Raw genomic sequence first — 22585 nt, forward strand, 5'->3', positions numbered from 1 at the left:
GACCTGAGGCCGACGCACCGAGCCACGGCCCTGCGCAGGTCGTACAGGTCCGTCGCGTACCGTCAGGCCAGTGATTCGATTCGAAAAGGTCACCAAACGCTATGCAGGTCCGGGTAAGTCTGCGCTCGATCAGGTCACCCTCGACATCGACAAGGGAGAGTTCGTCTACCTCGTCGGCACGTCCGGTTCCGGCAAGTCGACGGCGCTGCGGCTGGTCCTGCGCGAGCTGCGTCCGACGACGGGTCGTGTCTACGTCGCGGGCAAGGAGATCAACCGCATGGCGGGCTGGAAGGTCCCCCGGTTGCGCCGCCAGATCGGCACCGTCTTCCAGGACTTCCGGTTGCTCCCGAACAAGACCGTCGCGGAGAACGTCGCCTTCGCCCAGCAGGTGATCGGCAAGTCCCAGCGCGACATCAACCGCGTCGTGCCCGAGACCCTCGAGCTCGTGGGGCTGAAGGACAAGGCCGACCGGATGCCCGACGAGCTGTCCGGTGGTGAGCAGCAGCGCGTCGCGGTGGCGCGCGCCTACGTCAACAAGCCGATGATCCTCATCGCCGACGAGCCCACGGGCAACCTCGACCCGCAGACCTCCGTGGGGATCATGAACCTCCTCGCCGACATCAACCAGGCCGGTACGACCGTCGTGATGGCCACGCACGACCACGGCATCGTGGACCAGTTCACCAAGCGCGTGATCGAGCTCGAGCACGGCAAGGTCATCCGCGACGAGGCCGCCGGCAGCTACGGCTTCCAGCACCTCGACAACCAGGAGGGCTGAGCGATGCAGCTGCGCTATGTCTTCACCGAGCTCCGCACCGGCCTGCGGCGCAACCTCTCGGCCCACCTGGCCGTCATCCTGACCCTGTTCGTCTCCCTGTCGCTCGCGGGCGTCGGGATCCTGATCCAGCGCGAGGCCGACCTGGCCGCCAACAAGCTCGGCGACGAGCTCAAGATCCTGGTCAACCTCTGCACCGTCGACGACCCCACGCTGCGCCAGGGCAACCAGAACTGCGCGAGCGGCGAGGTCACCGAGGCCCAGCAGAAGCGGATCGAGGCGGAGATCGACCGCAACGAGGAGGTCGAGTCCTTCGAGTACCTCTCCAGCGAGGTCAGCTTCCAGAACGCCAAGGACTCCGGCATCATCTCCGAGGCCGCGTCCAGCGGTCCGGACCCGGTGGTGTCGCCGGAGACCTGGCCCGCCGGCTACTGGGTGACCCTGGAGAACCCGGAGAACGCCGACGGCATCATCAGCGCCCTCGAGGGACTCGACGGCGTCTCGGTGATCAAGGACGAGCGCGAGGCGCTCGGGCAGATCTTCGGCATCATGAAGGTGCTCAAGTACGGATCGTGGATCGGCTCGGGTTTCCTGCTCCTCGCCGCCCTGCTGCAGGTCACCAACACCATCCGGCTGGCTGCGCTCGCGCGGCGCCGGGAGATCGGCATCATGCGGCTGGTGGGAGCATCGACGCTCTACATCGCGCTGCCCTTCCTGCTCGAGTCGCTGGTGACCGCGATCGTCGGTGTCGCGCTCGCGGCCGGCTCGCTCGCCTCCTTCCAGTACTGGGGCATCGAGAAGGGGCTCGCCGAGCACGTGAACTTCCTGCCCTGGGTCGGCTGGGACGACTACGCCCAGTCCCTGATCGGGGTCTTCCCGCCCGGCATCGTCCTGCTCGGTCCGGCCCTGACGCTGGTCCCGACACTCCTGCTGACCCGGAAATACGTCAAAGTCTGATTCCCGGCAGTTACGGTCGTGCTGTTCTCTTCCCCGAACACTGAAGGTGTCACCCGTGCGCTACTTCCCCAGCGCCCGCAGGCTCCGCCGTGCCCTTGATCGGCTGCCCGTGTGGGCTCATCCCCAATGGCTGGTGACCGCTGTCGCCGTCATTGTCGCCGTGGCCGGCCTTGCCGTGCCGCTGGCCCAGGCCGACGACAGGGACGATCTCGAGGACCGGCAGGACCAGGTCCGCGGGCAGATCTCGGGCGTCAAGGACGAGATCCACGAGGCGAGCGCCAAGGTCGCCAAGATCTCCAGGGAGCTGAAGGCCGCGCAGGGCAAGCTCAGCGCCGCCCGGACCAGGCTCGGCGCCGTGCGCACGGATCTGGCCAACGCCCGGACCCGCGCCGAGGCGCTGGCCGCAAAGCTGGTGAGTGCCGAGCAGGCCCTCGAGGTGGCCAAGGCCGAGCTCGCCGACGCGAAGGTGCAGGTGGCCGGACAGCGTCGGGAGGGCCGCGACACGATGATCACGATGGCCACCACCGCTGACCCGCGGCTGGCCCTCCTGTCGTCGTACGCCGAGGGCAACTCCATCGAGGAGGTGCTGCTCAACCAGACCGCGAACGACGTCATCACCGGTCGCCAGCAGCAGGCCCTCGACGAGTTCATGCTCGCCGAGCAGCTGCTGACCGAGCGTGAGGCCGAGGTCGAGGCCGCCCGCGACAACGTCGCCACCGCCAAGACCGAGGCGGACCAGAACGTCGCCTCCATCGCCCGCCTGGTCACCAAGGCAGAGACGGCCGAGGCGCGGGTCGCCTCCCTGGTCACCAGCACGAACAGCGCCCGTGCGGCCGTCGTGCGGGCCCGTGCTGCCGACCGCGCCGCGCTGCGTCGTCTGGAGGCCCGCGAGTCGCGGATCAAGCGCCAGATCCTCGCCCTCTCCCGCCAGCAGGGCGGCAGCTACAACGGCGGCACCGGCGGACTGCTCGCCAAGCCGGGCCCCGGCCCGGTCACCTCGCCGTTCGGCTACCGGATCCACCCGATCTACGGCTACTACGGCCTCCACAACGGCATCGACTTCGGCACCGGCTGCGGTGCGCGCCTGGTCGCGGGGGAGTCGGGAACCGTGATCAGCCGCTACTACGACGAGGTCTACGGCAACCGCCTGTACGTCGCGATCGGCAAGGTGAACGGGGCCTCGATCACCCTCGTCTACAACCACCTGACGAGCTACGCCGTCGGGCAGGGGGCGCGGGTCCGTCGCGGCCAGACCGTCGGCTACTCGGGCAGCACCGGTTGGTCCACCGGCTGCCACCTGCACTTCACCGTGCTGCGCAACGGCGAACCGGTCGACCCCGCGCAGTACCTCTGACCAAACCCGTTGCACGGTCCTGAGAGAATGGGGACATGGCCAACAAGTCGGGTGCGAAGAAGGAGGACGCTGTCGAGCGCAAGATCGTCGCGTCCAACAAGAAGGCGCGCCACGACTACCACATCGAGGACACCTTCGAGGCCGGCATGGTCCTCCAGGGCACCGAGGTGAAGTCGCTGCGGCTCGGCCGCGCCAGCCTGGTCGACGGGTTCATCGACATCGATGGTGGCGAGGCGTGGCTGCACGGTGTCCACATCCCCGAGTACGCCCAGGGGACCTGGACCAACCACGCCGCCCGGCGCAAGCGCAAGCTCCTCCTGAACCGTGCCGAGATCGACAAGATCGAGCGCAAGGTCAGCGAGAAGGGGCACACCGTCATCCCGCTGTCGCTCTACTTCGTCAAGGGTCGCGCCAAGATCGAGATCGGCCTGGCCAAGGGCAAGAAGTCGTGGGACAAGCGCCACGCCATCGCCGAGCGCACCGCGGACCGTGAGAAGGAGGAGGCCATCGGCCGCCGTCTCAAGGGGATGCGCGACTGACGCCGTTCCTCGGCATCGACGGCAGGCCTTGCGGCAGATCGGGAGCCGAACCGCAAGATCCTCACAAAAGAGGGGTTCCTCGCGGGCGATCCACATGGTGGGCTGGGCAGATCGTCCACCCTCGGAGGAAACCCCCATGCGTTCTCGTCTTCTCGTTCTCGCCGCGACCGTCGTCGCAGCCCTCGGCCTCGTCGCGCCCGCGAGTGCCAGCACCGGCGGTACTCCCGATGGCGAGACCCACCCCAACGTCGGCCTGATCGCGTTCTACGACGCCACCGGCCGGTTCCGCTGCTCGGCGACCCTGGTGAGCCCGACCGTGCTGCTCACCGCCGCGCACTGCACGTCCGGCACCCTCGGCCAGACCCTGGTCACCTTCGACAGCGTGATCGCCGAGGCTCCTCCGTCGCCGCTGCCCGTCGCCGCCGACCCTGCCGCCGGCTACACCTCCGCGGAGCTGGCGGCCGCCGGCTACCACTCGGGCACGGCCCACACGCACCCGCAGTACAGCGACTTCACCGACATCGACAACTGGAACGACGTGGGCGTGATCGTGCTCGACGAGCCGATCCTCGACATCGCGCCGGCTCCGATGGCCGACCTGGGCGCGGCCGACGCGATCAAGCACCCGCGCAAGACCCTCTTCACCGCGGTCGGCTACGGCACCGAGGTCCGCCAGGCGCCGACCGGCCCGCAGAAGCCGACGCCGCAGAGCTATCCACTGATCCGTCGCTACGTCGTGATGCCCGGCCAGAAGATCACCCCGCAGATCATCCAGACCAACGGCAACGAGAAGGATCCCTTCGGCACCGGCGGCACCTGCTTCGGTGACTCGGGCGGATCGCTGTGGCTCAACGGGAAGGTCGTCGGCGTGACGTCGTACGGGTACACCGCGAACTGCCGTTACATCGACGGCTACCAGCGCGTCGACATCCCCGTCGTCGCTGCCTGGCTGGCCGGCTTCGGTCTCTGAGGCCCCCGCGGGAATCTGGATGGTGCCGTGTCGGGACCGACCGGTAGACTGACGTCGTCACAACTCAAGAGGGGCTGATCGGTTTCGACTTGGGACGTTTGTTCCAGGAGAAGCGGGTCGAGAAGCCAGCGTCATCTCGTAAACGATCGCTGGAAACCTATAACTGCCAACACCAATCGCAGTTCCTTCGCTCTCGCTGCCTGAGCAGTGATCGAAGCGTCTGACCGGGCATCCGTCTCCGTCCCGGATCCAGACGTCATCTAGGAGACTTGCTGCGTCACTCTCGCCGGGAGGGTGACGCGGGACTCAAACCCGGCTGGGCCTGTCGGCGACGTGTCTGTGCGAGCGCCGGGGCCGAGAAAACGCCATCACTGACTGCACCCGGAGAAGACCTGGCTCGACGCTCGAGGACCGGGGTTCGATTCCCCGCAGCTCCACACAACAGCCGGGCCGGCGCTCACGTCGGCTCCAGCCCTCTTGAACCAGAGCCTCCCCGGCCAGCCGGGGAGGCTCTGGTGTTCTCGGCCTGTCCTCGGCCGTGTCCGCAGGGGTCTGTCGACGGCGGATGCGGGTACCTCCCTGACATCCCCGCACGCCGGGGCCGAGGGAAGGAAGAACAACAATGGGCACGCTCTTGTGGATCGCCTCAGTGGTCCTCGTCATCGTCGGAATCGTCATGCTCGTCCAGGGAAGCATCGTGTTGGGCATCGTGCTCATCGTGCTCGGCCTGCTGGTCGGACCCGGAGGAGTCTCCATTTTCAACGGGCGCAGCAGGGCAACCTGATCGCCTGGCTCTGCCCCTCTCGGACCGCGCCCTGACGGGCGCACCATCGGCCACCGCCACCCCGTACGCCGGGGCGGCGGTGGCCGATCGTCGTCGAGGGGGTCGACGAGCTCGAGGTCAGGGTGCTGCGGGTCGGCAGCGTCGAGCCGCTGAACCCCTGAGCCCCTCAGCGAGCAGCGGTGGCCGCTGCGTCGATCGCCTCGGGGACGGAGAGGTCCCCGCCGACGAGGTTCCACTGCTGCCCGACCGTGTCCGGGCGGTCCAGCACCTCGGCGACCACGGCCGCCACGTCCGCGCGGGTCACCTCTCCGCGAGCCACGTCCGGTCCGAGGGCGACCAGCCCGGTGGCAGCGTCGTCGGTGAGCCGCCCGGGCCGCACGATCGTCCAGGCCAGGTCGCTGGCCCGGACCGCCGCGTCCGAGTCGCGCTTCGCGGCGACGTACGCCGCCCACACCTCGCCCGCGTCGGGGGAGACCGGCTCGTCGACGTCGATCGCGGACACCTGGACCAGGCGACGGATCCCCAGCCGGGTGGCGGCATCGACCGTCTTCAGTGAACCTTCGAGGTCGACCGTGCGCTTGCGCTCGAGGTTGCCGTCGGGACCGCCGCCGGCGCTGAACACCACCGCCGAGCAGTCCGCGAAGGCGGCGTCGAAGTCGTCGGGACTGGCGGACTCGATGTCGAGCAGGCGCACCTCGGCGCCGAGGTCCTCGAGGGCTGGACGCTGCCCCTCGCTGCGGACCAGTGCGACGGGCGTGTGCCCCTGGGCGAGGAGGAGGGGGTGCAACAGGCGGGCGATCTGGCCGTTGCCCCCGACGATGGCTACGCGCATGACTCCAATCTACGGGCGGACGGTGAGGGTCTGGACGATCGTGCCGACCGGACCCTGCTCGTCGTGCATCACCGTGCTGGTGACGCCGAGGCCGCCTGCACCGAAGGACACCGTCGTGTCCAGGCCGAGCCAGCCCTCGCCGGGCGAGCGCAGGAAGTGCGCGGTCAGGTCGAGGTTCGGGAAGGTGACCTCGGTCGGATCCGCACGGACCGCGACGCCGTTGCAGATGTCGAGCAAACCGGCCACCGATGCCAGGCGGCTCACCGGCTCGTCCGCGACGAGCGGGTGCGGCGTGCGCACCCAGCAGGTCGAGCGTCCGGGCCCCATCTCCTTGCGGCGCACCTCCACCGAGGCGATGAAACCACCCGGCCACAGGGCCGCCATGTCCCACGCCTGCAGCTCGTCCGGGCCGGGGATCGGGGCCAGGTCGGTCCCGGCCAGGGACGCCGTGTCGAAGGGCTCCGCCAGCCAGGCGCGGAGGATCACGACCGCGCGTCCGCCGTGGCGAGCGGTGGCCTGCACGAGCTCGATGGTCCGGCCGGGCCGGAGCACCTCGACCTCCACCTCGACCGACTCGATCGGCACGGTGCCGAGGATGTCGTAGGAGAGGCGACTGATCACCAGCTCGCCGTTGCGCCGCTCGGCCTGGTCGCGCTCGACCTCGTGCGCCAGCACGCCCAGCGCAGGTGCGACGTGCTGGGTCGCGAGGTCCCACGCCCCACCGACGTGCTCGGAGGGCGTGAAGGTGTGCGGAGCGGTGCGTTGCCAGTAGGACACCGCCCCATTCTCCGGGTGCGGCCCCGGACGTCGTACCCCCGGAGGAGGGCAACCGCCGACCGGCGTTCACCTCGCCCTTCCCCTCCCGACACCCGGGGCTGGTCGGCTGCCGTCATGACCTCTCGGAAGATCCCGGTCGCCCGCGCCCTCGTGGCCGCGACCGCCAGCGCTGTCGTCCTGTCCCTCGCGGCCACCGCCGTGCCCGCCCACGCCGGCCCCGGACACGGCTCGGGGCACGGCTCGGGCCACGGCCACTCGACGGGAGGGCACCACCGTCAGGCGGAGCCCCTCGTCATCGCCCACCGCGGCGCGTCCGGCCACCGCCCCGAGCACACGCTCGAGGCCTACCGGCTGGCGATCCGGATGGGCGCCGACTTCGTCGAGCCCGACCTCGTCGCGACCCGCGACGGCGTCCTCGTCGCGCGCCACGAGAACGAGATCAGCGGCACGACGGACGTCGCCGAGCACCCCGAGTTCGCAGCCCGCCGCACGACCAAGCTCGTCGACGGCTCCCCGATCACCGGTTGGTTCACCGAGGACTTCACCCTGCGCGAGCTCCGGACCCTGCGGGCCGAGGAGCGGCTGCCCCAGGTGCGTCCCGACAACACCGCGTACGACGGTCGCTTCCAGATCCCCACGCTGGACGAGGTGATCGCGCTGGTGCGGACCGAGTCGCGTCGCGTCGGGCGCCGGATCGGCATCGCCCCGGAGACCAAGCACCCGACGTACTTCGACTCCATCGGCCTCTCGCTGGAGGAGCCGCTGGTCCGCACCCTGCGGCGCCACGGCCTGGATCGCCGCAACGCCCGCGTCGTGGTCCAGTCCTTCGAGACCACCAACCTGCGCCAGCTCGATCGGATGACCCGGGTGCCGCTCGCCCAGCTCGTCGACGCCGCGGGTGCGCCGTACGACTTGAAGGCCGCCGGTGCGAGCACCACCTACGCCGATCTCGTGACGCCGTCGGGTCTTGCCGACATCGCGTCGTACGCCGACTGGGTGGCCCCGAACAAGGCGCTGATCCTGCCCCGGGACTCCGCCGGGGCCACCGGTGCACCGACGGCGCTGGTCGACGACGCCCACGACGCCGGCCTCCGGGTGGTCACGTGGACGCTGCGGGCCGAGAACCAGTTCATGGCGACGAACTTCCGCATCGGCACCGACCCCAACGCCCACGGCGACCTCGCCGCGGAGTCGCGGGCCTTCCTCGACGCCGGCGTGGACGCGCTCTTCGCCGACCACCCCGGCATCGTCGTGCGTGCCCGTGACGCCTGGGTGGACGACCTGGGCTGAGGGACTGTCGACGGCGGGGTCGGGTATGGACGCACTGTGTCCGCTCCGCTGTTCTCGTTCCTGCGCCGTCCGTTCCCGTCGACCGTAGTGGTGGCACTGGTCGCCGGGCTGCTGCTCGTCCCGTCCGCCTCGTCTCGCGCCGGCGAGCCGCTGACCCCGACCGTCACGACGCTGTCGGGACCCGACCGGGTGGTCGACGAGCAGAGCATCCCGCTGCGGATCACCTGGCACACCGCGACGGGCGAGCCGGTCGTCGGCAAGGTGTCGTTGCAGCGCCGTTCGGGTGAGGGTTGGGTCACGACCAACACCGTGACGACCGGCGAGGACGGCTCGGTCGTGATCGACGTCCGGGCCCGTTCGGACAGTCGCTGGCGGGCGCTGTCGCTGGGGACCCCGACGGCTGCGAGGTCGGTCAGCGGGGTGCACGAGATCGACAACCTTCCGCCGGGGCGGCCCGTCGTGCTGTCGGAGGCGGCACCCCGCCCGCGGATCAGCCTCCCCGCCCAGCCCCGCGCCACCATCGCCGGTGCGGCTCCGCGCATCTCGACCATCTCCGACGCGGTGTGGCGCAGCATGGTCGGGCGCAGCTGGCACAAGGGCTGCCCTGTCGGCCGCTCGGCGTTGCGCCTGCTGCGGATCAACTACTGGGACTACAGCGGCTACCGCCGCCAGGGCGAGGTGGTGGCCGCGGCCAGCGTCGTACGCCAGATCGCCGCCGCACTCACCGACCTCTATCACGCCGGGATCCCGATCCGGTCGATGTACCGCGTCGACCGGTTCGGCTGGTCGAAGCGGCTGCAGGGGGCCGACGACCACGCCTCGATGGCCGCAGGCAACACCTCGGTCTTCAACTGCCGGTGGGTGGTCGGTCGCCGTGGCGTGCGCAGCCCGCACAGCTACGGCCGCTCGCTCGACGTCAACACCTGGGAGAACCCGTACCGCTCACGCCAGGGCTGGGTGCCGAACACGTGGTGGCGAGGGCACTCCCACGCCCGCGTCGCGTGGCGCACGTCGAGCCACCAGGTCGTCCGGATCATGATGGCCCGCGGACTGCGGTGGACCTATCGCACCAACGACAGCCAGCACTTCGACGCCGTGCCGCGCGGCAGCCGCCCGATCGTCGTCCCCGGTTGCGCGGACGTGGTCTGTCACTAGGTTGGGGGAGTGCCCGACTGCGTGTTCTGCTCGATCATCGCCGGTGAGGCGGAGGCCGACCTGGTGCTCGAGGAGCCCGACCTGGTCGCCTTCCTCGACCGGCGCCCGGTGTTCAAGGGGCACGTCCTGTTGGTGCCCCGCGACCACGTCGTCACGCTGCCCGACCTCCCGGCGGCCCAGCGCGACGCCTTCCTCGGCGCTGCCCAGCGGATCGCGACCGCCGTCGTCGAGGGCCTCGGCGCCCAGGGCAGCTTCGTCGCGATCAACAACATCGTCAGCCAGTCCGTGCCGCACCTCCACCTGCACGTCGTGCCCCGGACCAAGGGCGACGGGCTGCGCGGCTTCTTCTGGCCGCGCACCAAGTACGCCGCGGGGGAGTCCACGGAGCACGCCGCCCGACTGCGCGCCGTGTTGGCGTCGTAGGCTCCGACCGAACTGGATCCGAGCTGAAAGAGCTGAGGTACGCACCATGGGTCGTTTCGACGGGCGAGTCGCCGTCATCACCGGAGCAGCACGCGGGATCGGGTTCGGCACGGCCACCCGCTTCGCCGAGGAGGGCGCATCCATCGCGATCGTCGACCTCGACGAGGGTGCCGCAGCCGAGGCCGCAGCGAAGCTGCCCCTCGCCGACGGCGCGAAGGCCATCGGCGTCGGTGCCAACGTCTCCGACGGCGCGTCGGTCGACGCCGCCATCGCGAAGATCGTCGCCGACCTGGGCGGCATCCACGTCCTGGTCAACAACGCGGGCATCACCCGCGACAACCTCCTGTTCAAGATGACCGAGGAGGACTGGGACCTGGTCATGGGCGTGCACCTCAAGGGTGCCTTCCTGATGACCAAGGCCGCGCAGAAGCACTTCGTGGACCAGAAGTACGGCAAGGTCGTGAACATCTCGAGCATCTCCGCGCTCGGCAACCGCGGCCAGGCCAACTACTCGGCCGCCAAGATGGGCATCCAGGGCTTCACCCGGACCCTCGGCATCGAGCTCGGCCCGTTCGGCATCAACGTCAACGCAGTGGCCCCCGGCTTCATCGCGACCGAGATGACCGACGCCACCGCCGCCCGTCTCAAGATGGACGTCGAGGAGTTCCGCAAGCTCAACGCCGAGGCCAACCCGGTCCGCCGGGTCGGCTTCCCCGAGGACATCGCCGCCGCGGTGACCTTCCTCGCGGCCGACGAGTCGTCCTACATCACCGGTCAGACGCTCTACGTCGACGGCGGGATCTCCCTCGGCACCTGACGCGCCCGGCACGCACGCTGCCTGCGTTGGCGGCGCTTGACGACCGCTTCGCTCCAAGGTCGCCTGCGCGCCGCCGCCTTGGCATCGCACGCGCCGGACCCGTCAGGAACCTGACCTCCGGACGCACCGCGCAAGGCAAAGCCTGACGAGCCGCTCCCGCGACACGCGGGGGCGGCTCCGTCGTCCACGGCATCGCTGGGCCAGACTGTCCGGGTGCGCGTGACCTCCCTTCGCTCTGCCCTGCCCGCCTCGCTCGTCGTGCTGAGCCTCGTCCTCGCCGGTTGCGGTGGGGGCGAGGACAAGGACAAGCCGGAGAGCGGGGACACCCCCGCCGAGGCGACCCCGACGCCCGAGGAGCCGGCCATCTGGCCGCTCACCGGAATCGAGGCGGCGGCCGGCGATTCGGTCGCGCTCGACCACCCCGTGCTGGTCACCAAGATCGACAACTCCACGAGCAGCTCGCCGCAGGTCGGTCTCGGCAAGGCCGACCTGGTCGTCGAGGAGCTGGTCGAGGGCGGCATCACCCGCCTCGCGGCGTTCTACTACTCCAAGCTGCCCGGCGACGTCGGTCCGGTGCGCTCGATGCGGGCCAGCGACATCGGCATCGTCTCGCCCGTCGGCGGCGTGATCACCACCAGCGGTGCGGCCGGCGTCACGATCGACCGGATCAACAAGGCCGGCATCAAGTTCTTCCAGGAGGGCGGCCCCGGCTTCTACCGCAAGAGCGGACGGAGCGCGCCGTACAACCTCTTCACCAGCCTGAAGAAGGTCGCCAAGGCGGTCGAGGACGGCAAGGACGAGCGTCCGGCCGACTACCTGCCCTGGGGCACGGCCGCCGACCTGCCGGCCGGCGCCCCCGCGTCGTCGATCTCCGCGCACTTCGGCAGCCACACCACGAACTGGAAGTTCCGCGGCGGCCGCTACGTCAACACCAACTCCAACGCCGCCGAGGGCGACCGGTTCCAGCCCGACAGCGTGCTCGTCCTGCGCGTCGAGGTGGTCGACGCGGGCTATCGCGACCCGGCCGGCAACTTCGTGCCCGAGAGCCGCTTCCGCGGCGGCGGCGCGGCCCAGCTCTTCCACAACGGCCAAGTCGTCGAGGGGGAGTGGTCCAAGGACAAGCTCAAGTCCGCGCTGACCCTCACCACTGCCGAGGGTGAGCTCACCGTGCCCGCGGGCAAGGTCTGGATCGAGCTCGTCCCGGTGGACTCCGCCGGTGGCGAGGTCCTCTTCGGCAAGTGAGGTGAGGGCGGGCGCGCCGAGCGCGCCCGTCAGCCCTCGGGCTGCTTCGCCGCGATGCCGTTGAAGGCGTGCGGCGAGCCCAGGCCCTGCTCGACCAGGCTCTGCACGCCGGCGAGCAGGAAGCCGATCGCTCCCTCGACCCGCTGCGCGGCGGCCTCGGGATCCTCCGAGGTCGCGACGGACTCACCGGCCGAGGACATCGCGCCGAAGAAGATCCGCGAGAACGTCTGGAGCATGGGCTCGTCCAGCTCCCAGTCGCCCGCGTCGAGGGTGGCACGGACGATCTCGACGATGTTCGCGTACGTCGAGCGCTCCTCCTGCTCGCGGAAGCGCTCGTAGCCCAGCACGGCCGGGCCGTCCTGGATCACGATCCGGCGGTAGCGCGACTCCTGGACCACGTCGAGGAAGGACCGCAGCCCGTCCAGTGCTTTCTGCCACGGGTCCTTCTCGGCGCGGAGCGCCTTCTGGATCCTCTTGGAGGACTCCTGCTCGACCCGCTCGAAGACGGCCTCGAACAGGGCCTGCTTGCCGGAGTAGTGGTGGTAGAGCGCGCCCTTGGTCACCCGGGCGCCCGACACGATGGCGTCCAGCGAGGTGGCGGCGTACCCCTTCTCGGCGAAGAGCTTCTCGGCGACGTCGACCAGTGCCCGCTTGGTGGAGGCGGAGTAGGCCGCGCGACGGCTCGCTCCGGGGACCCCGGGGACCTTCGGGACCAGCTTGGAGACCGTCGCCTTTGCCACCGCCTCAGCATAGGCACCCGGCCGCTTCGGGGGTGACACCGGTCACCCCTTGCGGGTGGGCGGGATCACGGTGTCATTCCGTTTGGCATACCCGGAGTCTGCGCCATACTCGTAGTACGTACCAGCGGTATGTCGGGACCCCCATCTTCCTCCCGAGACCCGACAACCGCCCACGAAGACAAGGAAGCTGACCATGACCTGGAAGGCCTTTCACAACCGGGGCGAGACCCTCCGCTCCGTCGTCGCCACCTCATCGGTGCGCCGCGACGGGCTGCTCCCGATGGACGTCCCCGGCGTTGCCGAGACGTTCCGGGACGAGCTCGACCTGCTCGCCGCTCTCACCCTGAAGTGGCACACCCGTCTGTCCGGCCAGATCGAGCAGATGCTGGCTCACCAGCCCGTCGACCTCGACGAGGCCGTCACGGTGGCCTGGAGCAACACCGCGCACGAGCTCGCCGGCGTGCGGATGATCATCGACCACTACAGCGCCCACCCGCTCGACGACGCCATGGCGAACGCGATGGCCACCGCCGCGGACAAGGAGCACTACCTGCTCGCCGTGATGGCTGGTCGTTCCAGCCTGCTCAGCGAGGAGGCTGCGCTGCGCACCGGTGCCGCCATCGAGGAGCGGGCCCGCCTGCTCCACCGCGGCATCCCCGTCATCACGCCCGAGGCGGCCTACGAGGAGCCCGCCGTGCGCGGCACGCTCCTGGAGCGCCTGCGCGCGGTGATCGCTGCCTGATCCCCGGCACCACCGGCACGGTTCTCGGCCCCGTTCCCGACGCACCCTCCCTCCCAGCGTCGGGACCGGGGTCGTTCCGTGCGCGATGATGGGCTCATGTCCAGTGCACTCCCGTCCGGCGAGATCGCGCCCGGCACGTTGCTGCTGGCCACTCCCGGCCTGCTCGACCCGAACTTCGCCGACACGGTGGTGCTGCTCCTCGACGTCAACGAAGAGGGTGCGCTGGGCGTCGTGCTGAACCGCCCGTCGGTGCTGCCCGTCTCGGAGGTGCTGGGCGACTGGGGCGACGTCGTCGAGGAGCCGGAGGTGCTCTTCCAGGGCGGCCCGGTCGCCACCGACGGTGCGCTGGCCGTGGCGCTCGCGATGCCCGGTGGTGAGGATGCGGCCGGCTTCAACGCCCTGTGGGGGCGGGTCGGCCTGCTCGACCTCGACACCCCGCTCGAGCTCGTCCAGGGCACGGTGGACCGGCTGCGGATCTTCGCCGGCTACGCCGGGTGGGGCGCCGGGCAGTTGCAGGACGAGGTGGCCGAGGGCAGCTGGTACGTCGTCCCGGGCGAGGTCGACGACGTCTTCGGCGGTGATGCCCGGGAGCTGCGCCGGCAGGTGCTGCGGCGACAGCCGGGCGACCTCGCGCTGCACGCGACCCGGCCGAGTGACCCCGAGCTGAACTGAGCAGCGCTGCTCGACTCGCTGTTTTGAGACATTGGAGTCTCATGTGAGACATTGATGTCTCAACAGGAGGCTGGCATGGCACACACCCGCGACACCGTTCTCAGTGCAGCGCAGCGGCTGCTCACGACGGATCCCACTGCCTCGATGGCGCAGATCGCCACGGCGGCCGGGGTCGGTCGCGCCACCGTGCACCGGCACTTCGCCAGTCGCGAGGACCTGCTGCGCGAGATCGGGCTGCGGTCGCTCGACCGCTGGGCCGAGGGCATGGCGATCGCGGGCCTGGCCGAGGCTGCGGCCTCCGGTGACGCTGCGCGGATCCGCAGCTGCCTCGTCGAGCTGGTCGGCCAGTACGTCGAGGACGCCGAGACCTTCGGCATCGCACTCACCGACCCGACCGTGATCAACGACCCCGCGCTCAAGGAGCGGGCCGAGGCGTACTTCGACGAGGAGGTGGCCCTCTACGCCGCCGCGCAGGAGGCGGGGGTGCTGCGCTCCGACGTCTCCGCGCGCTGGCTGGGCCACACGCTCCACGGGCTGCTCGTCGCGGTACGCGATGCACTCGTGGCCGGCGACGTCGCCCGCCGCGACGCCGCGGACCTCGTCCACTCGACCTTCCTCACCGGCGCGGTCGCCCGATGAGCGCCCTGCACGCCCATCCGGCGCCGGTGCTCGGCAGGCGCCGCTGGGGCGGCCTGGCCGTCCTCGCCGCCAGCCTGCTGGTCGTCGTGATGGACATGACGGTGCTCAACGTCGCGCTCCCGGACCTGAGTGCCGACCTGCGGACCGGAGCGCTCGCGCAGCTGTGGATCGTGGACGTCTACTCGCTCGTCCTGGCGGGACTGCTCGTCCCGGTGGCCGCGCTCGCGGACCGGTGGGGGCGTCGCCGGATGCTGCTGACCGGCTTCGTGATCTTCGCCCTCGCCTCCCTCGCCGCACTGGGTGCCCGCTCGGCGGGCGACGTCATCGCGATCCGTGCGCTGCTCGGCGTCGGCGGGGCGATGATCATGCCGGCGACCCTCTCGCTCATCCGCGCGCTCTTCCCAGACGCCCGCGAGCGCGCCTTCGCACTGGGCCTCTGGGCCGCGACGGCAGCCGTGGGTGGCGCCATCGGCCCGATCGTCGGCGGTGCGCTGCTCAGTGCCTTCAGCTGGCACGCGGCCTTCCTCGTCAACGTCCCCCTCATGGTCGTCGCCTTCCTTGCCGGCCGTGCGCTGCTTCCCGAGAGCCGGTCCGAGCGCCCCGGCCGGGTCGACGCGACGGGCGTGCTCCTGTCCGTCGGCGGCATGGTCGCCGCCGTGTACGCCGTCAAGCACCTCGGCAAGGAGGGCATCGACCCGACGAGCGTGGTGGCCCTCGTCGGCGGCGTCGCGCTGCTCGTCGTCTTCGTTCGTCGCTGCCTCCGCCAGGACGAGCCGATGCTCGCGGTGGAACTGTTCGCCAACCCGGTGTTCCGGGCCGGCGTGCTCACGGCGCTGGTCAGCAGCACCGTGATGATCGCGCTGCTCTTCGTCGGTTCCCAGTGGCTGCAGCTGGTCCAGGGGTGGACCCCGCTCGTGGCAGGGGTCGCACTGCTCCCGATGGCGCTGGGCGGCCTGATCGGTCCGCCGTTCGCCCCGGCGGTCGCCGCCCGGCTCGGCGCCCGCAACGTGATCGTCGCGGGGCTCCTCGTGCTGGCCTCCGGCCTGGCGACGCTGTGGCTGCTCCCGCGGCCGCTGCCGTACGCCGGTGTGGCGGTGGCGCTCCTCCTGGTCGGTTTCGGCACGGCCGCGCTCGGGCTCGCCTCGGCGTTGATCATGGGCTCGGCCCCGATCCACCAGGCGGGATCGGCGGCTGCTGTCGAGGAGATGTCCTACGAGGTGGGCGGGGTGCTCGGCATCGCCGTCCTCGGCAGCCTGGCCGGGCTGGTCTACCGCGGTGGACTCCCTGCTGACGCCGCGCCCGAGGCGGTCGAGTCGATCTCGGGAGCGCTCGGCACCTCGGCGGAGTCGGCCGCGCTCGCGTCGTACGCCGATGCGTTCGGGGCGGTGGGTCTGGCCGGTGCCCTGATCACGCTCGTGGTGGCGCTGATCGTGTGGCGCGGCCTGCCGGAGGACGTGGATGTCAGTGGTGGCCATTAGAGTGCTCCTGTGACCACGATCGGATTCTCGACAGACACGGATGTCCGTGAGGACCGCCGCACCGTCCCGACCGACGAGGGCGACCACGAGCGGTTCTCCCACTACGTGGAGAAGGACAAGCTCACCGAGGCCATGGTCATGGGCACTCCCGTGGTGGCGTTGTGCGGGAAGGTCTGGGTCCCGAGCCGGGCGCCGGAGAAGTTCCCGGTCTGCCCGGACTGCAAGGAGATCTGGGAGAGCATTCCCCAGGACGGGTCCGGTCCCGACGCATGACCTCGCTCGGTCCGGCATGGCCGGAGCGGGCAGCCTGGGGCACGGCACCATCGCTGCGTGCCTGGCAGACCGCCGCGCTCCAGGACTACCTCTCCCGCAACCCGCGTGACTTCCTCGCTGTCGCGACCCCGGGCGCCGGCAAGACCACGTTCGCGTTGACCGTGGCGGCCGAGCTGCTGGGCCGCCGCGTGATCGACCGGTTGGTCATCGTCGCGCCCACCGAGCACCTGAAGATGCAGTGGGCCGAGGCCGCTGCGCGCGCGGGCATCCCCATCGACCCGACGTACTCCGCCGGCTCCGGCAAGATCGCCAGCGACTACGTCGGCGTCGCCGTGACCTACGCCGGCGTGGGCGTCAACCCGCTCGCGATGCGGATCCGCACCGAGCGGTTCCGCACGCTGGTGATCCTCGACGAGGTGCACCACGCAGCCGACTCGCTCAGCTGGGGCGAGGGCGTCCGTGAGGCCTTCGAGCCCGCTGCCCGCCGTCTCGCGCTGACCGGGACGCCGTTCCGCTCCGACATCAACCCGATCCCGTTCGTGACCTATGCCCCCGGCGAGGGCGGCTTCCCGACGTCGGTGGCCGACTACACCTACGGGTACGCCGAGGCGCTGGCCGACCACGTCGTGCGGCCCGTGCTCTTCCTGGCCTACTCGGGCCAGATGAGCTGGCGGACCCGGGCGGGCGACGAGGTGGCCGCCTCGCTGGGCGAGCCGCTCACCAAGGACCTGACCTCGCAGGCGCTGCGCACCGCGCTGGACCCCAGTGGGTCCTGGATCCCGTCGGTCCTCGCCGCCGCCGACAAGCGGCTCTCCGAGGTCCGCCGCCACGTCCCGGACGCCGGTGGCCTGGTCATCGCCTCCGACCAGGACAGCGCCCGCGCCTATGCCAAGCTGCTCAAGCAGATCTCGGGCGAGTCGGTGACCGTCGTGCTGTCCGACGAGAAGGCCGCGTCGAAGAAGATCTCGCAGTTCAGCGACGACGGCTCGCGCTGGATGGTCGCGGTGCGGATGGTGTCGGAGGGCGTCGACGTGCCGCGTCTGGCGGTCGGCGTGTGGGCCACGACGACCTCCACGCCCCTGTTCTTCGCGCAGGCCGTCGGCCGCTTCGTGCGCGCCCGCACCCGCGGCGAGATCGCCTCGGTGTTCCTTCCCTCCGTGCCCAACCTGCTCTCCTACGCCGCCGAGCTCGAGGCGCAGCGCGACCACGTCCTGAAGCGCAAGGTCAACGACGACGGCGACATCTTCGCCGCCGAGAACGACCTGCTGGCCGAGGCCAATGCCGGCGACGCCGCCTCCGACGACCTCGACGCGCTGCCGTTCGAGGCGCTCGGCTCCGAGGCCCGCTTCGACCACGCGCTCTACGACGGCGCGCAGTTCGGGCACGAGGGCGAGGTCCATGTCGGCTCCGAGGAGGAGATGGACTTCCTCGGCATCCCCGGGCTCCTCGAGCCCGACCAGATGCGTTCGCTGCTGCGTCAACGGCAGGAGGACCGCCGTCGTACCCGCGTCCGGCCGGAGGCCGAGGAGCGGCCCGCCGACTCGCTCGCCGACGTGACCACGCACGAGCACCTCGCAGTGCTGCGCCGCGAGCTCAACGGACTGGTCGCGTCCTGGAACCACCGCACCGGGCAGGCCCACGGCATCACCCATGCCGCCCTGCGCAAGGAGTGCGGCGGTCCGGCAGCGGCGGTGGCCAACGGCGAGCAGCTCCAGAAGCGCATCGACCGCATCCGCGAGTGGTCGATCCGCAAGACCTCCTGACGCCTCAGGTTTCGGTGAAGGCCTTCACTCCCGGGCCGGGGCGGGTGGCGACCTGGCGCGGGTCGTCGACGTGGTGGCCCGCGGCGCAGTGGACCTCGACGTGCACGGGCTGCTCGCACTCGCGGTGCACGAAGGTGGTCGGAGGGCCGTCCGGGTCGGCGAGGTGACGATCGCCCCACTGGGTGATCGCGAGCAGGATCGGCTGCAGCTCGAGGCCCTTGGCAGTGAGCCGGTACTCGTGACGGGTGCGGGTCCCGCTCTCGCGGTAGGGCACGCGCTGGAGCAGGCCCTCCTCGACGAGGGTGGCGAGCCGGGTGGTCAGCACCTGGCGGGGGACCCCTGCGTGCCGGCGGATGTCGTCGAAGCGCCGGACGCCGAGGAACACCTCGCGCAGAACCACGACGGTCCAGCGCTCACCCAGGATCGCCATCGCCCGGCCGAGCGTGCAGTTGTCGACCGACCAGGACAGCGCGGTGGGCGACGGCGGCGCCACAGGGGCCGCGATGGCGTCTGTGGTGGTCATCGGGCCAGCATAGAGCGACCTGGGTCTCATTGACAGACCCAGCCTGCGACTGGTGTCATGGCACCCATGACTGAGTCCGCGATCCAGACCCAGGTCGACCCCTCGACGCTGGACGGTTACGAGCAGCTGCACGCGATCATCGACGGGAAGCTGCCCGTGGCGCCGATCGCGCAGACCCTCGGGTTCGACGGTTTCGAGGTCCCGGAGCGCGGCACCGCGATCTTCGGGCTCGATCCCGAGCTGCGCCACTACAACCCGATCGGCAGCGTCCACGGCGGTGTCTACGCGACCCTGCTCGACTCCGCCTGCGGGTGCGCCGTGCACTCGACGCTCGCCGTGGGGGAGCGCTACACCTCCCTCGACCTCACCGTGAAGTTCCTCAAGGCGGTCACCGTCGACTCCGGCCGGCTGCGCGCCGTCGGCACCGTGCTGCAGCGCGGACGTCGTACCGCCCTCGCGGAGGCGAAGCTGTACGACGGCCAGGGCACCCTCGTCGCGTACGCCTCCAGCACCTGCATGATCCTCTGAGGTCCGCGACACTGGTCCCATGCCGACCTACGTCGCCTTCCTGCGGGCCATCAACCTCGGCCCGACCCGCAAGTTCCCCAAGGCCGACATCATCGCGGCGACCGAGGCCGCCGGGTGTGTCGACGTGCTCACCCACATCAACACCGGCAACGTGCGGCTGTCGACCACGCTGCGCTCGCGGGCGAAGGTGGAGGAGGCCCTGGAGAGGGCCTACGAGGCACACATCGGGTTCGCCGTCCCGACGATCGTGTTCACCCAGGCGGAGCTGAGGGCCATCGCAGCCGATGCCCGCGAGCTCACCGATGCCCGGCCCGACCTGGAGCGGCACTACGTCTACCTGCTCAAGGACGAGCCTGCCGCCGATCTGGTGGCGGCCGTCGAGGCCCGCAGCGACGAGGTGAACTCGGTGGTCGTGCGTGGTCGCGCCGCGCACGTGCTGCTCGGTCCGGGCTACGAAGCCGGTGGTGTCGACCCCTACAGGAACGAGAAGGCACTGTCCGTCGTCGCGACCAACCGCAACTTCAACGTCGTCACGACCCTTGCCGACAAGTGGTGCTCCTGAGTCCTCAGCGGCCTTGTGACACCATGGAGTCGTGACGACCGCGAGTCCCGAGAAGGTTGACCGGGGAGTCCGTCAGGACCTCACTCCCGAAGAGATCACGGTGGCCGACACCCCTTGGGTCACCGTGGTGTGGAACGACCCCGTGAACCTCATGTCGTACGTCACCTTCGTCTTCCAGAAGCACTTCGGCTACGGCAAGAAGAAGGCCGAGAAGCTGATGATCGAGGTGCACGAGGACGGCCGCTCGGTGGTCAGCAGCGGCTCGCGCGAGGAGATGGAACGCGATGTGCAGGCCATGCACGAGTACGGCCTCTGGGCCACCCTGTCGAAGGCGGAGTGAGTGACCTCGGGATTCGTCCGGCACCGCCGGTCCAAGCAGGCCATTGCGACCTTCACGGTCTTCGAGGCCGACCTGCTGCGCTCGCTCGCGGCACAGCTCGTCGAGCTGCTGCACAACGAGTCGGCGATCGTGGCCGTCGAGCGGGACCCGCTCGAGGCGATGCTCGACTTCTCCGGTCCCACGACGGAGCCCGACGACCCGGTCCTGCGCCGACTGTTCCCCAGCGCCTACCGCGACGACGACGAGTCGGCCGGTGAGTTCCGGCGCTTCACCGAGGGCCAGCTGCGCGACGGCAAGTCACGAGCTGCCGGCACGATCATCGACGTGCTGGAGGAAGCCGGACTGCCGCCCGAGCCGACCGGCGAGGACCTGATGATCGACGTCGAGCTCGACCAGGAGCACGCGATGACCTGGATGCGCTCGCTCACCGACCTGCGTCTGGCTCTCGGCACCCGGCTCGAGGTCGCCGAGGGGGACGAGGACTACTGGTACTCGCTGCCCGACGACGACCCGCGCGGGCAGGCCCACCACATCTACGAGTGGCTCGGGTTCCTCCAGGAGACGCTGGTCCTCGCCGTCAAGTGAGACCCCCGGTGACGGGCCACGAGCCACGATTTAGGCTTGCCTGAGCCCGCCTGGCCGACCGCGCACCTGGAGCAATCGATGACTGCGATCGACGAACGACCCGAGCCCGCCCCCCTCCGCGCCACCATGAGTGGCGACCACCAGTCGTGGCCCGAGCGCTTCGCCCTGGGCCTGTTCATCGCGGTGCCCTTCATCGCGTTCGCCGCAGCGATCCCGATCGCCTGGGGCGGCTGGCTCGGCCGGAGCGACATCGTCATCACCGTGGCGATGTACGCCCTGACGCTGCACGGCATCACGGTCGGCTACCACCGCCTCTTCACCCACAAGTCGTTCAAGCCGAACCGGGCGGTGAAGATCACCTTCGCGATCCTCGGCTCGATGGCGGTCGAGGGCCCGGTCATCCGCTGGGTCGCCGACCACCGCAAGCACCACAAGTACTCCGACCGGGACGGCGACCCGCACTCGCCGTGGCGCTACGGCAACAGCCTGCGCGGCCTGACCAAGGGCTTCGTCTGGGCGCACGTCGGGTGGCTGTTCGATCCCGAGCAGACGCCGATCGAGAAGTACGCCCCCGACCTCGCCAAGGACCGTGACCTGGTCCGGATCTCGCGGACCTTCTGGGTCTGGGTGCTCACCTCGATCTTCCTGCCGCCGCTGCTCGGCTTCCTGCTGACCTGGTCGTGGCAGGGTGCGCTCACCGCGTTCTTCTGGGGCACCGTCGTACGGATCGGCCTGATCCACCACGTGACCTGGTCGATCAACTCGATCTGCCACACTCTGGGGGACCGGCCGTTCGCCTCGCGGGACTTCTCCGGCAACGTCTGGTGGCTGGCGATCCCGTCGGGCGGCGAGTCGTGGCACAACCTGCACCACGCCGACCCGACCTCTGCCCGGCACGGCGTCAAGCGCTTCCAGTTCGACACCTCGGCCCGGGTGATCTGGTTCCTGGAGAAGCTCGGCTGGGTCCGCGACGTGCGGTGGCCCACCCCGGAGCGGATCCGCGCCAAGAGCGTCGCCGCCGGTTGAGCGGCCCACCCGATGCCCGGTTCGGGCATCGGACGCAATACGCTGGATCGCGTGTTGCAGATCGACCAGGCGACGTACGACGCCATCGTTGAGCACGCCCGTCGGGACCACCCGGTGGAGGCGTGCGGGATGGTCGTCGGCCCGATCGGGACCGATCGACCCGAGCGCTTCATCGAGATGGTGAACGCCGCCGGCAGTCCGACGTTCTACGAGTACGACTCGACCGATCTCCTGCAGCTCTACCGCGACATGGACGACCGCGACGAGGAACCCGTCGTGATCTACCACTCGCACACCGCCACCGAGGCGTACCCCAGCGTGACCGACATCAACCTGGCCGGCGAGCCGGGCGCCCACTACGTGCTGGTCAGCACGCAGGCGCACGGGAATAACGACGGCCCCGTGGAGTTCAGGTCCTACAGAATCATCGACGGCACAGTGACCGAGGAAGAGGTCACGATCGTGGACGCCGTCGCACCTTCAGAGGAGAGCAGCTGACATGGCCATCGAGGTCCGGATCCCGACCATCCTGCGCACCTACACCGGTGGCGAGAAGGCTGTCGACGCCGACGGCTCGACGCTCACCGCGCTGATCGACTCCCTCGAGGCCAACCACCCCGGCATCAAGGACCGCCTCGTCGAGGACAAGGGCAACGGCATCGAGCTGCGCCGCTTCGTCAACGTCTACATCAACGACGAGGACGTCCGCTTCATCGGCAGCCTCGAGGCGACCCTCGCCGACGGCGACCAGGTCGTCATCCTGCCGGCGGTCGCCGGCGGCGCCCGCTGATCCGGCTGA

Annotated in this window: 28 protein-coding genes and 1 other RNA gene; 25 read left to right on the top strand and 4 right to left on the bottom strand. The window is 70.2% G+C overall.

The window, feature by feature from the left end; translation table 11 throughout:
* Positions 1 to 70: 70 nt before the first annotated feature.
* The 7 genes from ftsE (at position 71) to ASE01_RS24975 (ending at position 5379) form a co-directional block, all read left to right on the top strand.
* Positions 71 to 778: a cell division ATP-binding protein FtsE gene (gene ftsE / locus ASE01_RS10670; RefSeq protein WP_056750834.1), complete on the top strand. Its 708-nt coding sequence runs from the start codon at positions 71 to 73 to the stop codon at positions 776 to 778.
* Positions 779 to 781: 3 nt separating this feature from the next.
* Positions 782 to 1732 (top strand): permease-like cell division protein FtsX, encoded by a 951-nt coding sequence (gene ftsX, locus ASE01_RS10675; RefSeq protein ID WP_056750837.1) that lies wholly within the window; start codon positions 782 to 784, stop codon positions 1730 to 1732.
* Positions 1733 to 1787: 55 nt separating this feature from the next.
* Complete coding sequence (locus ASE01_RS10680) at positions 1788 to 3086, top strand: M23 family metallopeptidase (RefSeq protein WP_157537265.1); 1299 nt, start codon at positions 1788 to 1790, stop codon at positions 3084 to 3086.
* Between the two features lie 35 nt (positions 3087 to 3121).
* Positions 3122 to 3625 (top strand): SsrA-binding protein SmpB, encoded by a 504-nt coding sequence (smpB, locus tag ASE01_RS10685; protein ID WP_056750842.1) that lies wholly within the window; start codon positions 3122 to 3124, stop codon positions 3623 to 3625.
* 136 nt (positions 3626 to 3761) lie between these two features.
* Positions 3762 to 4595 (top strand): trypsin-like serine protease, encoded by an 834-nt coding sequence (locus ASE01_RS10690; RefSeq protein WP_056750845.1) that lies wholly within the window; start codon positions 3762 to 3764, stop codon positions 4593 to 4595.
* A gap of 70 nt (positions 4596 to 4665) precedes the next feature.
* Positions 4666 to 5035, top strand: a transfer-messenger RNA (tmRNA) gene (gene ssrA / locus ASE01_RS24000).
* A gap of 182 nt (positions 5036 to 5217) precedes the next feature.
* Positions 5218 to 5379 (top strand): GPGG-motif small membrane protein, encoded by a 162-nt coding sequence (locus ASE01_RS24975; RefSeq protein WP_200958811.1) that lies wholly within the window; start codon positions 5218 to 5220, stop codon positions 5377 to 5379.
* A 166-nt stretch (positions 5380 to 5545) separates the two neighbouring features.
* On the opposite strand, the gene ASE01_RS10695 is transcribed toward ASE01_RS24975, so the two are convergent.
* Positions 5546 to 6211: an SDR family oxidoreductase gene (locus ASE01_RS10695; protein WP_056750847.1), complete on the bottom strand. Its 666-nt coding sequence runs from the start codon at positions 6209 to 6211 to the stop codon at positions 5546 to 5548.
* Positions 6212 to 6220: 9 nt separating this feature from the next.
* Positions 6221 to 6988 (bottom strand): thioesterase family protein, encoded by a 768-nt coding sequence (locus ASE01_RS10700; protein WP_056750850.1) that lies wholly within the window; start codon positions 6986 to 6988, stop codon positions 6221 to 6223.
* A 114-nt stretch (positions 6989 to 7102) separates the two neighbouring features.
* On the opposite strand from ASE01_RS10700, the gene ASE01_RS10705 reads away from it, so the two are divergent.
* From ASE01_RS10705 to ASE01_RS10725, 5 genes are all read left to right on the top strand, one after another.
* A complete protein-coding gene (locus tag ASE01_RS10705; RefSeq protein ID WP_056750853.1) occupies positions 7103 to 8278 on the top strand; it encodes a glycerophosphodiester phosphodiesterase in 1176 nt (391 codons plus the stop codon).
* Positions 8279 to 8314: 36 nt separating this feature from the next.
* On the top strand, positions 8315 to 9433 hold the full coding sequence (locus ASE01_RS10710) for a M15 family metallopeptidase (RefSeq protein WP_056750854.1): 1119 nt from the start codon (positions 8315 to 8317) through the stop codon (positions 9431 to 9433).
* A gap of 9 nt (positions 9434 to 9442) precedes the next feature.
* Positions 9443 to 9856, top strand: a complete 414-nt coding sequence (locus ASE01_RS10715; protein WP_056750858.1) for an HIT family protein — start codon at positions 9443 to 9445, stop codon at positions 9854 to 9856.
* Positions 9857 to 9902: 46 nt separating this feature from the next.
* Positions 9903 to 10673, top strand: a complete 771-nt coding sequence (locus ASE01_RS10720; RefSeq protein ID WP_056750864.1) for an SDR family NAD(P)-dependent oxidoreductase — start codon at positions 9903 to 9905, stop codon at positions 10671 to 10673.
* Between the two features lie 213 nt (positions 10674 to 10886).
* Positions 10887 to 11915, top strand: coding sequence for a DUF3048 domain-containing protein (locus ASE01_RS10725; RefSeq protein ID WP_056750867.1), 1029 nt, complete (start codon positions 10887 to 10889; stop codon positions 11913 to 11915).
* A gap of 29 nt (positions 11916 to 11944) precedes the next feature.
* Here the strand turns inward: ASE01_RS10725 and ASE01_RS10730 are convergent, their stop codons facing one another.
* A complete protein-coding gene (locus ASE01_RS10730; RefSeq protein WP_056752114.1) occupies positions 11945 to 12655 on the bottom strand; it encodes a TetR/AcrR family transcriptional regulator in 711 nt (236 codons plus the stop codon).
* Between the two features lie 193 nt (positions 12656 to 12848).
* On the opposite strand from ASE01_RS10730, the gene ASE01_RS10735 reads away from it, so the two are divergent.
* From ASE01_RS10735 to ASE01_RS10760, 6 genes are all read left to right on the top strand, one after another.
* Positions 12849 to 13397, top strand: coding sequence for a hypothetical protein (locus ASE01_RS10735; protein WP_056750870.1), 549 nt, complete (start codon positions 12849 to 12851; stop codon positions 13395 to 13397).
* 96 nt (positions 13398 to 13493) lie between these two features.
* A complete protein-coding gene (locus ASE01_RS10740) occupies positions 13494 to 14069 on the top strand; it encodes a YqgE/AlgH family protein (RefSeq protein WP_056750873.1) in 576 nt (191 codons plus the stop codon).
* Between the two features lie 75 nt (positions 14070 to 14144).
* Positions 14145 to 14708: a TetR/AcrR family transcriptional regulator gene (locus ASE01_RS10745; protein ID WP_056750876.1), complete on the top strand. Its 564-nt coding sequence runs from the start codon at positions 14145 to 14147 to the stop codon at positions 14706 to 14708.
* The gene (locus ASE01_RS10750) at positions 14705 to 16186 is read left to right on the top strand and encodes an MFS transporter (RefSeq protein WP_056750879.1); all 1482 of its coding nucleotides are present in this window, start codon (positions 14705 to 14707) and stop codon (positions 16184 to 16186) included. Before ASE01_RS10745 ends, ASE01_RS10750 begins: the two co-directional genes overlap by 4 nt.
* 18 nt (positions 16187 to 16204) lie before the next feature.
* Positions 16205 to 16459, top strand: coding sequence for a DUF3039 domain-containing protein (locus tag ASE01_RS10755; RefSeq protein ID WP_056752118.1), 255 nt, complete (start codon positions 16205 to 16207; stop codon positions 16457 to 16459).
* Complete coding sequence (locus ASE01_RS10760) at positions 16456 to 18222, top strand: DEAD/DEAH box helicase (protein ID WP_056750881.1); 1767 nt, start codon at positions 16456 to 16458, stop codon at positions 18220 to 18222. The genes ASE01_RS10755 and ASE01_RS10760 overlap by 4 nt, the downstream gene beginning before the upstream one ends.
* 4 nt (positions 18223 to 18226) lie before the next feature.
* Here the strand turns inward: ASE01_RS10760 and ASE01_RS10765 are convergent, their stop codons facing one another.
* Complete coding sequence (locus tag ASE01_RS10765) at positions 18227 to 18745, bottom strand: winged helix-turn-helix transcriptional regulator (protein WP_056750884.1); 519 nt, start codon at positions 18743 to 18745, stop codon at positions 18227 to 18229.
* Positions 18746 to 18811: 66 nt separating this feature from the next.
* Between ASE01_RS10765 and ASE01_RS10770 the strand changes: the two genes are divergently transcribed.
* The 7 genes from ASE01_RS10770 (at position 18812) to ASE01_RS10800 (ending at position 22576) form a co-directional block, all read left to right on the top strand.
* A complete protein-coding gene (locus tag ASE01_RS10770; protein WP_200958813.1) occupies positions 18812 to 19273 on the top strand; it encodes a PaaI family thioesterase in 462 nt (153 codons plus the stop codon).
* 19 nt (positions 19274 to 19292) lie between these two features.
* The gene (locus ASE01_RS10775; protein WP_056750890.1) at positions 19293 to 19835 is read left to right on the top strand and encodes a DUF1697 domain-containing protein; all 543 of its coding nucleotides are present in this window, start codon (positions 19293 to 19295) and stop codon (positions 19833 to 19835) included.
* 94 nt (positions 19836 to 19929) lie between these two features.
* Positions 19930 to 20175, top strand: coding sequence for an ATP-dependent Clp protease adapter ClpS (clpS, locus tag ASE01_RS10780; RefSeq protein ID WP_235535973.1), 246 nt, complete (start codon positions 19930 to 19932; stop codon positions 20173 to 20175).
* Positions 20176 to 20760, top strand: a complete 585-nt coding sequence (locus ASE01_RS10785; RefSeq protein WP_056750895.1) for a DUF2017 domain-containing protein — start codon at positions 20176 to 20178, stop codon at positions 20758 to 20760. It abuts the gene before it with no gap.
* 78 nt (positions 20761 to 20838) lie between these two features.
* Positions 20839 to 21786, top strand: a complete 948-nt coding sequence (locus ASE01_RS10790; protein ID WP_056750898.1) for an acyl-CoA desaturase — start codon at positions 20839 to 20841, stop codon at positions 21784 to 21786.
* A 51-nt stretch (positions 21787 to 21837) separates the two neighbouring features.
* Positions 21838 to 22284, top strand: coding sequence for a Mov34/MPN/PAD-1 family protein (locus ASE01_RS10795; RefSeq protein ID WP_056750900.1), 447 nt, complete (start codon positions 21838 to 21840; stop codon positions 22282 to 22284).
* 1 nt (position 22285) lies between these two features.
* Positions 22286 to 22576: a MoaD/ThiS family protein gene (locus ASE01_RS10800; RefSeq protein WP_056750903.1), complete on the top strand. Its 291-nt coding sequence runs from the start codon at positions 22286 to 22288 to the stop codon at positions 22574 to 22576.
* The last annotated feature ends 9 nt before the right edge of the window (positions 22577 to 22585 follow it).

Source organism: Nocardioides sp. Root190 (assembly GCF_001428565.1).
Lineage (GTDB): Bacteria > Actinomycetota > Actinomycetes > Propionibacteriales > Nocardioidaceae > Nocardioides.

Bases quoted from the DNA above. Each gene is read 5' to 3' on its own strand.
- ASE01_RS10705 (WP_056750853.1), top strand. From the start codon at position 7,103: ATGACCTCTCGGAAGATCCCGGTCGCCCGCGCCCTCGTGGCCGCGACC.
- smpB (WP_056750842.1), top strand. From the start codon at position 3,122: ATGGCCAACAAGTCGGGTGCGAAGAAGGAGGACGCTGTCGAGCGCAAG.
- ASE01_RS10740 (WP_056750873.1), top strand. From the start codon at position 13,494: ATGTCCAGTGCACTCCCGTCCGGCGAGATCGCGCCCGGCACGTTGCTG.
- ASE01_RS10800 (WP_056750903.1), top strand. From the start codon at position 22,286: ATGGCCATCGAGGTCCGGATCCCGACCATCCTGCGCACCTACACCGGT.
- ASE01_RS10775 (WP_056750890.1), top strand. From the start codon at position 19,293: ATGCCGACCTACGTCGCCTTCCTGCGGGCCATCAACCTCGGCCCGACC.
- ASE01_RS10790 (WP_056750898.1), top strand. From the start codon at position 20,839: ATGACTGCGATCGACGAACGACCCGAGCCCGCCCCCCTCCGCGCCACC.
- ASE01_RS10745 (WP_056750876.1), top strand. From the start codon at position 14,145: ATGGCACACACCCGCGACACCGTTCTCAGTGCAGCGCAGCGGCTGCTC.
- ASE01_RS10760 (WP_056750881.1), top strand. From the start codon at position 16,456: ATGACCTCGCTCGGTCCGGCATGGCCGGAGCGGGCAGCCTGGGGCACG.
- ASE01_RS10735 (WP_056750870.1), top strand. From the start codon at position 12,849: ATGACCTGGAAGGCCTTTCACAACCGGGGCGAGACCCTCCGCTCCGTC.
- ftsX (WP_056750837.1), top strand. From the start codon at position 782: ATGCAGCTGCGCTATGTCTTCACCGAGCTCCGCACCGGCCTGCGGCGC.
- ASE01_RS10690 (WP_056750845.1), top strand. From the start codon at position 3,762: ATGCGTTCTCGTCTTCTCGTTCTCGCCGCGACCGTCGTCGCAGCCCTC.
- ASE01_RS24975 (WP_200958811.1), top strand. From the start codon at position 5,218: ATGGGCACGCTCTTGTGGATCGCCTCAGTGGTCCTCGTCATCGTCGGA.
- ASE01_RS10750 (WP_056750879.1), top strand. From the start codon at position 14,705: ATGAGCGCCCTGCACGCCCATCCGGCGCCGGTGCTCGGCAGGCGCCGC.
- ASE01_RS10720 (WP_056750864.1), top strand. From the start codon at position 9,903: ATGGGTCGTTTCGACGGGCGAGTCGCCGTCATCACCGGAGCAGCACGC.
- ASE01_RS10765 (WP_056750884.1), bottom strand. From the start codon at position 18,745: ATGACCACCACAGACGCCATCGCGGCCCCTGTGGCGCCGCCGTCGCCC.
- ASE01_RS10695 (WP_056750847.1), bottom strand. From the start codon at position 6,211: ATGCGCGTAGCCATCGTCGGGGGCAACGGCCAGATCGCCCGCCTGTTG.
- ASE01_RS10770 (WP_200958813.1), top strand. From the start codon at position 18,812: ATGACTGAGTCCGCGATCCAGACCCAGGTCGACCCCTCGACGCTGGAC.